Raw genomic sequence first — 9,540 nt, 5'->3', positions numbered from 1 at the left:
ACGCAAAGGAACACCAGTGACTATGGATCTACGTACTGCGGCGACAATCGAGCTGGCGGCGTCGGATGCGAATCAGGAGGCCACCACGGTGGGGGAGCGGGCCGCGCTCACACGACTCGAAGCCGTCGCGGCGCGCGCCCGTCGCACCCGCTCGTACGGGTGGTCCAATCAGCCGGACGACGAGTGAAGAAGCGTTTCTTCATTCACCCGAACGTGGGACGGTGCTCGTACCGGGGGCGCGGGTGGCCTAGCGGGTGGCCACTATCTGCCACCATCTGTGAGCGCCCGGTAACAGGGCGCTCATGCGGGTGCGCGGTCCCCGCCGCGTCCGCCGCACGTCCTGTCCCCCTCTCCGCCGAGGAGTCGTCCGCCGTGGGCCCTCACCCCGCCGTCGCCGCGATACGCCTGGCCGTTCGCCGTACCCTCACCGACCTCGCCGCCGAGGCCGGTTCCACGTTCACCGCTCCCGTGCGCCAGCCGCGGGAGTGCCGGCCCCGGGAGCGCCCGGCCGGGGCGCCGCTGGTGGGTGCCGCGGTCGGCTCCACCCTGATCGGCAACGCCGCGCGCCACCCCTCCGGCTTGCCCCGCACGCCGGCCGCACCCGGCTCGCCGCTGGTCCTGGTCGCCGTCAGCGGCGGCGCGGACTCGATGGCGCTGGCCATCGCCGCCGCCTTCGAGGCCCCCAAGATCGGCCTGCGGGTCGGCGCCGTCACCGTCGACCACGGCCTCCAGGCCGGCTCCGCCGAGCGCGCCGCCCAGGTGGCCGACCGGCTGCGCTCGCTCGGCCTCGACCCGGCGGAGGCGGTCCCGGTGGAGGTCGGCCGCACCGGCGGCCCGGAGGCCGCCGCCCGGGACGCCCGCTACGCCGCCCTGGACGAGGCCGCCGAGCGCCACGGCGCGGTCGCGGTGCTGCTCGGCCACACCCGGGACGACCAGGCCGAGACGGTGCTGCTGGGCCTGGCCCGAGGCTCCGGCGCCCGCTCGCTGGCCGGGATGCCGGCCCAGAAGGGCCGCTACCGCCGCCCGCTGCTGGAACTGGACCGGGCGGCCACCCGGCAGGCCTGCACCGCGCAGTCGATCCCGGTCTGGGACGACCCGCACAACTGTGATCCCGCCTACACCCGCTCCCGGGTCCGCCACGAGGTGCTGCCGGTCCTGGAGAAGCACCTGGGCGGCGGCGTGGTCGAGGCGCTGGCCCGCACCGCCCGGCTGTTCCGGGACGACGCCGACGCCCTCGACCAGTGGGCCGCGCTGGCCGAGCGCGACCTCCGGGCGGGCGACGGCGCCCTGGACGCCGCGAAACTGGCCGAACTGCCGCCCGCCGTGCGCCGCCGGGTGCTGCGCCGGGCCGCGCTGCGGGCCGGATGCCCGGCCGGGGACCTCTTCGCCCGGCACCTGGAGACGATCGACCTGTTGGTCACCGGATGGCGCGGACAGGGCCCGCTGCACCTACCCGGGGGCGTCGAGGCCACCCGCAGGTGTGGCACGCTGGTCTTTCGGCGGCAGGGTGACTGACGGGCGAGGCATGCCCCGGGGCAGCCGGCCGCCGGCCACACATACCCCGAACGTTTGAGGACGTATCCCCGGTGGACCAGAACGACATGGGCGCTGACCTCGCGAAGGTGCTCATCAGCAAGGACGAGATCGACGCCAAGCTCCTTGAGCTGGCCGAGCGCATCGACCGGGACTACGCAGGCAAGGACCTGCTGATCGTCGGCGTCCTCAAGGGGGCCGTGATGGTCATGGCCGACCTCGCCCGGACCCTGCACTCGCAGGTCACCATGGACTGGATGGCCGTCTCCTCGTACGGCATGGGCACCAAGTCCTCCGGCGTGGTGCGGATCCTGAAGGACCTGGACACCGACATCGCCGGCCGTGACGTCCTGATCGTCGAGGACATCATCGACTCCGGTCTGACGCTGTCCTGGCTGCTGGGCAACCTGGGCTCGCGCGGCCCGGCGTCGCTGGAGGTCTGCGCCCTGCTCCGCAAGCCGGACGCGGCCAAGGTCGAGATCGACGTGAAGTACGTCGGCTTCGACATCCCCAACGAGTTCGTGGTCGGCTACGGCCTGGACTACGCGGAGAAGCTGCGCAACCTGCCCTTCATCGGCACCCTCGCGCCGCACGTCTACGGCGGCTGAGGCCCGTTCGGGCTACGGGCGGGAACAGTACGTCGTTCCCGCCCGTTGCTCCGTGGGACAGAGAACCAAAGCCGTGTCGCCGTGCTCCCGCCATGGGTGGGTCCGACTGCGGTACGGTCCAATAAACCGCTCTTCACATGAGCACCGACCGGATGCGCCGCGGCCCTGAGCCCAACGGCGCCGCTGAGTGGCAGGAGGGACGGGGCGGCAACGCCCCGCATGGATGGACGTCAAGCGATACTTCCGTGCGCCGATCATGTGGATCGTGCTGGCCGTCCTCGCCGTCATCGTACTGATGCAGGTCGTGTCGGACTCGAACGGCTACAAGACGGTGGACACCGGTCAGGTGGTCGCGGCGATCGACGCGCACAACGTCAAGTCGGCGCAGATCACCACCGGTGATTCGAACACCATCAAGATCCAGCTGAAGGACGGCGCAACGCTGCCCAGTGCCGGTACGGGCAAGACCCCGTCCGGGACCAAGTTCCAGGCCTCGTACATCGGCGACCAGGGCGTCGCCATCGCCGACAAGCTCCAGGCCCAGGTCAACGACAAGGACCAGAGCACGCTCGCCGAGGGCTACACCGTCAGCCCCGAGAAGCAGAGCACCTTCGTCAGCCTGCTGCTGTCGATGCTCCCGATCGTGATCATCGTCCTGGTCTTCCTGTTCCTGATGAACCAGATGCAGGGCGGCGGCTCCCGGGTCATGCAGTTCGGCAAGTCCAAGGCCAAGCTGCTCACCAAGGACACCCCGAAGACCACCTTCGCCGACGTCGCCGGCGCGGACGAGGCGGTCGAGGAACTCCACGAGATCAAGGAGTTCCTCCAGGAGCCGGCCAAGTTCCAGGCCGTCGGCGCCAAGATCCCCAAGGGCGTGCTGCTCTATGGCCCGCCCGGTACCGGCAAGACCCTGCTGGCGCGCGCCGTCGCGGGCGAGGCCGGGGTGCCGTTCTACTCGATCTCCGGCTCGGACTTCGTCGAGATGTTCGTCGGTGTCGGCGCCAGCCGCGTCCGCGACCTCTTCGAGCAGGCCAAGGCGAACGCCCCGGCGATCGTCTTCGTCGACGAGATCGACGCCGTCGGCCGGCACCGCGGCGCCGGCCTCGGCGGCGGCCACGACGAGCGCGAGCAGACCCTCAACCAGCTGCTGGTCGAGATGGACGGCTTCGACGTCAAGGGCGGCGTGATCCTGATCGCCGCGACCAACCGCCCCGACATCCTGGACCCGGCGCTGCTGCGTCCGGGCCGCTTCGACCGCCAGATCGCGGTGGAGCGCCCCGACCTCCAGGGCCGGCTGGACATCCTCAAGGTGCACCAGAAGGGCAAGCCGATCGCGCCCGACGTCGACCTGTCGGCCGTCGCCAAGCGCACCCCCGGCTTCACCGGTGCCGACCTGTCGAACGTCCTGAACGAGGCGGCGCTGCTGACCGCCCGCTCGGACAAGAAGCTGATCGACAACAACATCCTGGACGAGGCGATCGACCGCGTCGTGGCGGGTCCGCAGAAGCGCACGCGGATCATGTCCGACAAGGAGAAGAAGATCACCGCGTACCACGAGGGCGGCCACGCCCTGGTCGCGGCGGCCTGCCAGTACAGCGACCCGGTGCACAAGATCACCATCCTGTCCCGCGGCCGGGCCCTCGGCTACACCATGGTGCTGCCGGACGAGGACAAGTACTCCACCACCCGCAACGAGATGCTCGACCAGCTCGCCTACATGATGGGCGGGCGCGCGGCGGAGGAGCTGGTCTTCCACGACCCGACCACCGGTGCCTCGAACGACATCGAGAAGGCCACCGCGACGGCCCGGGCCATGGTCACCCAGTACGGCATGACCGAGCGCCTCGGCGCGATCAAGTTCGGCAGCGACAACTCGGAGCCGTTCCTGGGCCGCGAGATGGGCCACCAGCGCGACTACTCGGAAGAGGTCGCCGGGCTGGTGGACGAAGAGGTCAAGAAGCTCATCGACACCGCGCACAACGAGGCCTGGGAGATCCTGGTCGAGAACCGCGACGTGCTCGACAACCTGGTTCTGGAGCTCCTTGAGAAGGAGACCCTGAACAAGGAGCAGATCGCCGAGATCTTCTCGACGATCGTCAAGCGCCCGCACCGGCCGGCCTGGACGGGCTCCGCCCGCCGCACGCCGTCCACCCGTCCCCCGGTGCAGTCCCCGAAGGAGCTGGCGCTCACCAACGGCGCCGCCGCCCTGGACAGCGCTCCGGTGGACATCGTGAAGCTCCCGCAGCGGCCCGCCACGGAGCCGCCGACCGAGGGCTGACCCCCGCTTCCGCAGGGAATGGATGCCGCGTCACCAGGGTTTGTACCCTGGAGGCGCGGCATCCGTGCTGTTCAGCCAGAGTCTTCCCACATCTAAGCGAGGCCCGCATGATCGATCCGGTGACGCTCGACGGTCCGCCCGCCGTCGGAACCTTCGACCAGAAGCGGGCCGAGAACGCCATCCGCGAGCTGCTGCTCGCCGTCGGGGAGGACCCGGACCGCGAGGGGCTGCTGGAGACTCCGGCGCGGGTCGCGCGTGCCTACAAGGAGATATTCGCGGGTCTGTGGCAGGAGCCCGAGGACGTCCTCACCACCACCTTCGACCTCGGTCACGACGAGATGGTGCTGGTCAAGGACATCGAGCTGACGTCGGTCTGCGAGCACCACCTGGTGCCGTTCCGCGGGGTCGCGCACGTCGGGTACATCCCGTCCACCAGCGGCAAGATCACCGGGCTGTCCAAGCTCGCCCGGCTGGTCGACGTCTACGCCCGCCGGCCGCAGGTCCAGGAGCGGCTGACCAGCCAGGTGGCCGACGCGCTGATGCGGATCCTGGAGCCGCGCGGGGCGATCGTCGTGGTCGAGTGCGAGCACATGTGCATGTCGATGCGCGGCATCCGCAAGCCCGGCGCCAAGACGATCACCTCCTGCGTGCGCGGCCAGCTGCGCGATCCGGCCACCCGGGCCGAGGCGATGAGCCTCATCATCGGACGGTAGCCCGGCGCTGCGCCCGGCCCCGCGTCCGACGGCGCGGGGCTCAGAGCACCTCGCGCTCCGCGTGCGGCGGGGCCGGGGTGCCCAGGGCGTTGCGGCGCGCGGGCATCCGCAGGGCGACCATCCGGCGCCAGCCGTAGGCGCGGTCGAACAGGTAGAGCGCGTGCACCCCGAGGGTGACCAGGGCGAGCTGCCAGCGCGGCCAGCGCAGGATCCGGGCCATCCGGGAGGCGACCGCGAGGCCGACGTCCCGGTGGGTGCGGATCTCGCCGCGGGCGCTGGTCTCCAGGGCGTGCCGGATGTACGGGCCGTGCCCCTCGGCGTGCAGCCGCAGCAGTTCCTCGTGGCAGTAGGCGAGGTGGTCGTCCTCGTCGGCGGAGATCATCCGCATCGCCCGGCCGAGCTCGGGGTTGTCCCCGTACGTCCGGACCAGCCGGCGCATCTGCTCGGCGGCGCGCTGCTCGGTGACCCGGCTGTGCGCGAGGTAGGTGATGATCTCGCGGTCGGTCAGCGGGGCGTCGCCCTTCAGCCGCTCGTGCGGGAGGCCGATGCCCTGGCGCTCCAGGAGCATGCAGTAGTCGGCCTCGTCCGGCACGGGCACCTTGGGCAGGCCGCGCTTGTGCAGCAGCTGGGCGAAGATCCGGCCGTGCTTGCGCTCGTCGGCACCGTGCCGGGCGACCTTGGGGGCGAGGACCGGGTCGCGGACGAGCGCGGTGATCCGTTCGTTCTCCCAGCCGCCCTGGTCCTCGCCGTCGGCCGCGATGCTGCAGAAGAGCTGGTACGCCTGGTCGTTCCGGTAGATCTCGTCGAAGAGCGAGCGGGTGCTCAGCACGGTGCCTCCTTGCACGGATCCGGGGTGGTGCCCGCCGGGGGCGACGGGCGGCCGCGATACGTTCCCCCGAGCCGCCCGCCGCCCGGACCGACCGGCGGGTAGTCGCCCACCCGCGCCAGTCCGTGTCCCATGATTCGCGCGCCCGGCGGGACTCGTGGGACACGGCCTAGCCGAGGTGGGAGCCCAGCCATTCGAGTGAGGCCGGCAGCTCCCTGGTCCAGCTGTCGAAGTTGTGCCCGCCGTCGTCCAGGTAGAGCGAGTCGATCTTGAACTGGGGGTTGGCCGCCGCGACCTGGGTGGCCTGCTCGACGAACTGGACGGTCTGCGGGTAGTCGCCCTCGGTGCGGGTGGAGACCGCCAGCACGTTGAGCGTCGGGACCGGCAGGTTCTGCAGCCGCCACCCGAGGTCGTGCTGCTGGGTCAGCGCCTTGTCGCCGTTGAAGAGGTCGCCGCCGGTGTAGTTGTCCTGGCGCACGGAGAAGTCGCCGTGCAGGCTCGCCGCGCTGCCGAAGACCCCGGGGTAGCGCATCGCCAGGCGCAGCGCGCAGCTGCCGCCGGTGGAGTAGCCCATGGTGGCCCAGGAGCCGGCCGTGCGGCCGACCCGGTAGTTGCCGCGGATGGCCTCGGGGACGTCCTTGGCGAACCAGGTCTCGGTGCGCGGGCCGCCGGGGACGTCCACGCACTCGGTGTCCCGGGACGGCACGACCGCCGGGCGGGCCATCACCAGGACGGTGGGCGGCATCTTGCCGGTGCGCTGGAGCTCGATCGCGGTCTGGGCGAGGGGGAGCTCGTGGAGCAGGTTCAGCGTGGTGCCGGGGTATCCGGACAGGGCCAGCAGGACGGGGAAGCGGACCAGGGCGAACTTCTCGTCGAAGTACGCGGGCGGCAGGTAGACGAACATCTGGTCGGAGAAACCCGTCTGCTTGCCGCTGACCCGGACCGACTCGACCTTGCCGACCTCCTCGGGCGGGCCCTTCGGCAGGTTGGTGATGGTCTCCAGGCCGCCCTCGGCGGAGGGCTGGACCAGCGCGTCGTCGACCGGGACGCCGCCCTTGTGGTTCTCGCTGCCGGCCAGCGCGAGCTTGGCGCCGCCAGGGCTGAGCAGGTCGTGCCAGGAGGTGTAGAACCCGAAGGAGTTGTTCACCGACAGGGCGAGCACGGCCAGGACCGTGACTTGAACGGCTGTCAGCAGCCCGATCCGGCCGAGCACCGGCAGCGGGCGCTGCGATGCCAGCCGGGGCCAGACCCACAGGGTCGTGAGGAGTGCCGCAGCGCCGATGGCGAGCAGCGAGTCCACCAGCGCTTCGCTGGTCAGTTCCATACCGTCGACCTTCCGGTGGGACACTGTCGGTGCGAGGTTCATCGTCTGGCGGTCCGTCAGCCACGGCCACCGCGGCTAGGCTGTCCGGACGCCCGGGGGCCGGAAAGGGGCGGGGGGAGTCACAGGCAACCGGCGCCCTAGAATGCGGCGTCCACCGTACGTAACGCCTCCCGGAGGGTCCGGCCGCGCCACGCTGCGGCGGACCCCCGGCTCCCACCGCCGGCTCAACCCGCATCGCCACCGAGGCCCCGGTTTACCGTCCGTTTCCGGATCCTTGGTATGCGCATTGCCTGATGAAGGAATAGGCATGAAGGTCCATCACGCGTCCTCCCCCGGAGTGACGGGACACCGCACCGCAGCCCCTACGCTGAGCTTCCATGAGCGTTCCCGTGTCCGTTGAGCCGAGCCCCGAGCAGCCGCCGCGCCGTCGTCGCGGTCTGCAGACGCTGCGCAACCAGGCGGCCTCCGTACCGAGGGCCTGGCTCCCCGGAGCGGTCGGCTACGCCTGCCTGCTGATCGGGCTCGTGGACATCGCCGGCGCGGTGTTCCCCAAGCTCCGGCACACCAAGATGCACACCGTCGCGGGGCAGCTGCCGGGCGGCACCACCAGCCTGGCCGCGGTCGGCACGCTGATGGTCGGCATCCTGCTGGTGCCGCTGGCGCACGCGCTGCGCCGGCGCAAGCGGCGGGCCTGGCGGGCGGTCTGCGTGCTGCTGCCGGTCAGCGCCGGACTGCACCTGGTGCGCTGGCACCAGATCGGCCCGGCGGTCGTCTCGCTGGTGGTCCTCGTCGTGATGCTCGTCCACCAGCGCGAGTTCTACGCCAAGGCCGATCCGCGCACCCGCTGGCGGGCGCTGGCCAACCTGGTCGTCATGGGCGTCCTCAGCGTGCTGCTCGGCCTGCTGATCGTGAGCACCCGGACCAAGTACGAGATCGGCCACCCGGGCCTGACCGAGCGCCTGCAGCACGTCGGATACGGGCTGTTCGGCTTCGAGGGCCCGGTCCGGTACAGCAGCGACCGGATCTCCGACCTGGTCGCCTACCTGCTCGGCGGGCTCGGCCTGCTGACCGCCTTCACCACCGCCTACCTGGCGCTGCGCCCGGGCAAGCCGAAGCCCGAACTGACCGCGGAGGACGAGGAGAAGGTGCGGGCGCTGCTGACGCGGCACGGGGAGCGCGACTCGCTCGGCTACTTCGCGCTGCGCCGCGACAAGAGCGTGCTGTTCTCGCCCACCGGCAAGGCCGCGATCTCCTACCGGGTGGTCTCCGGCGTGATGCTGGCCTCCGGCGACCCGGTCGGCGACGTCGAGGCCTGGCCGGGCGCGATCAAGGTGTTCATGGCCGAGGCCCGTGAGCACGCCTGGGTGCCGGCCGTGATGGGGTGCAGCGAGCTCGGCGGCGAGGTCTGGACCCGCGAGGCGGGCCTGGACGCGCTGGAGCTGGGCGACGAGGCGATCGTCGACACCGCCGCCTTCTCGCTGTCCGGCCGGGCCATGCGCAACGTGCGCCAGATGGTCAAGCGGATCGAGCGCAACGGCTACTCCTGCAAGGTGCGCCGGGTCTCCGAGGTCGACGCGGAGGAGAAGTACCGGATCGCCGACGCCGCCGCCCGCTGGCGCGGCACCGACACCGAGCGCGGCTTCTCGATGGCCCTCGGCCGGTTCGGTGACCCGCTGGACGACGACTGCGTGGTGGTCACCGCCCACAAGGCCCCGGAGGAGGGCGAGGAGGGCGGAGACGACCTGAAGGCCGTGCTGCACTTCGTGCCCTGGGGCCCGGACGGCATCTCGCTGGAGCTGATGCGCCGTGACCGCGCCGCCGACCCCGGTCTGAACGAGCTGCTGATCGTCGCCGCGCTCCAGGCGGTGCCGGCGATGGGCGTGCGGCGGGTGTCGCTCAACTTCGCGATGTTCCGCTCGGCGCTGGCCCGCGGCGAGCGGATCGGCGCCGGCCCGGTGCTGCGCGCCTGGCGCGGACTGCTGGTGTTCCTGTCGCGCTGGTTCCAGATCGAGTCGCTGTACAAGTTCAACGCCAAGTTCCAGCCCGAGTGGGAGCCGCGCTTCCTGGTCTTCCCGAACACCCGGGACCTGCCGCGGATCGGCTTCGCGGCGATGCAGGCGGAGGCCTTCATCACCCTCGGCATGCCTCGCTTCGGGCGCAAGCGCCAGCGCGAGGGGCTGATGCCCGTCCCCTCGACCCGTGAGGTCACCGAGGCCGCCTGAGGCCCGTCCGTACCGCCCGGGGCCCCTGCCGACGAC

Annotated in this window: 8 protein-coding genes; 6 read left to right on the top strand and 2 right to left on the bottom strand. The window is 71.3% G+C overall.

Going from position 1 to position 9,540, the window contains the following annotated elements; genetic code table 11:
* The 5 genes from ACFRMQ_RS32435 to folE form a co-directional block, all read left to right on the top strand.
* Positions 1 to 187 (top strand): hypothetical protein (locus ACFRMQ_RS32435; protein WP_380734310.1); only part of this gene is annotated, 187 nt, incomplete at its 5' end.
* A gap of 185 nt (positions 188 to 372) precedes the next feature.
* Positions 373 to 1,515, top strand: coding sequence for a tRNA lysidine(34) synthetase TilS (tilS, locus tag ACFRMQ_RS32430; protein ID WP_380734309.1), 1,143 nt, complete (start codon positions 373 to 375; stop codon positions 1,513 to 1,515).
* A gap of 71 nt (positions 1,516 to 1,586) precedes the next feature.
* A complete protein-coding gene (hpt, locus tag ACFRMQ_RS32425) occupies positions 1,587 to 2,141 on the top strand; it encodes a hypoxanthine phosphoribosyltransferase (RefSeq protein WP_049654051.1) in 555 nt (184 codons plus the stop codon).
* A 223-nt stretch (positions 2,142 to 2,364) separates the two neighbouring features.
* Entirely contained in the window at positions 2,365 to 4,419 is a 2,055-nt protein-coding gene (gene ftsH / locus ACFRMQ_RS32420; protein ID WP_380734308.1) for an ATP-dependent zinc metalloprotease FtsH, read from the top strand.
* A gap of 107 nt (positions 4,420 to 4,526) precedes the next feature.
* On the top strand, positions 4,527 to 5,132 hold the full coding sequence (gene folE, locus ACFRMQ_RS32415; RefSeq protein WP_030309924.1) for a GTP cyclohydrolase I FolE: 606 nt from the start codon (positions 4,527 to 4,529) through the stop codon (positions 5,130 to 5,132).
* A gap of 40 nt (positions 5,133 to 5,172) precedes the next feature.
* Here folE and ACFRMQ_RS32410 read toward each other — a convergent pair whose 3' ends face one another.
* Positions 5,173 to 5,961 (bottom strand): ferritin-like domain-containing protein, encoded by a 789-nt coding sequence (locus tag ACFRMQ_RS32410; RefSeq protein ID WP_380734307.1) that lies wholly within the window; start codon positions 5,959 to 5,961, stop codon positions 5,173 to 5,175.
* Positions 5,962 to 6,127: 166 nt separating this feature from the next.
* Positions 6,128 to 7,282, bottom strand: coding sequence for an alpha/beta hydrolase (locus ACFRMQ_RS32405; RefSeq protein WP_380734306.1), 1,155 nt, complete (start codon positions 7,280 to 7,282; stop codon positions 6,128 to 6,130).
* Between the two features lie 377 nt (positions 7,283 to 7,659).
* Here ACFRMQ_RS32405 and ACFRMQ_RS32400 point away from each other — a divergent pair, with 377 nt between their 5' ends.
* A complete protein-coding gene (locus ACFRMQ_RS32400) occupies positions 7,660 to 9,504 on the top strand; it encodes a phosphatidylglycerol lysyltransferase domain-containing protein (RefSeq protein ID WP_380734305.1) in 1,845 nt (614 codons plus the stop codon).
* Positions 9,505 to 9,540 lie beyond the last annotated feature (36 nt).

The organism is Kitasatospora sp. NPDC056783 (assembly GCF_042789895.1).
Taxonomy (GTDB): domain Bacteria; phylum Actinomycetota; class Actinomycetes; order Streptomycetales; family Streptomycetaceae; genus Kitasatospora.
This window is presented reverse-complemented; position numbering and strand designations above follow the sequence as displayed.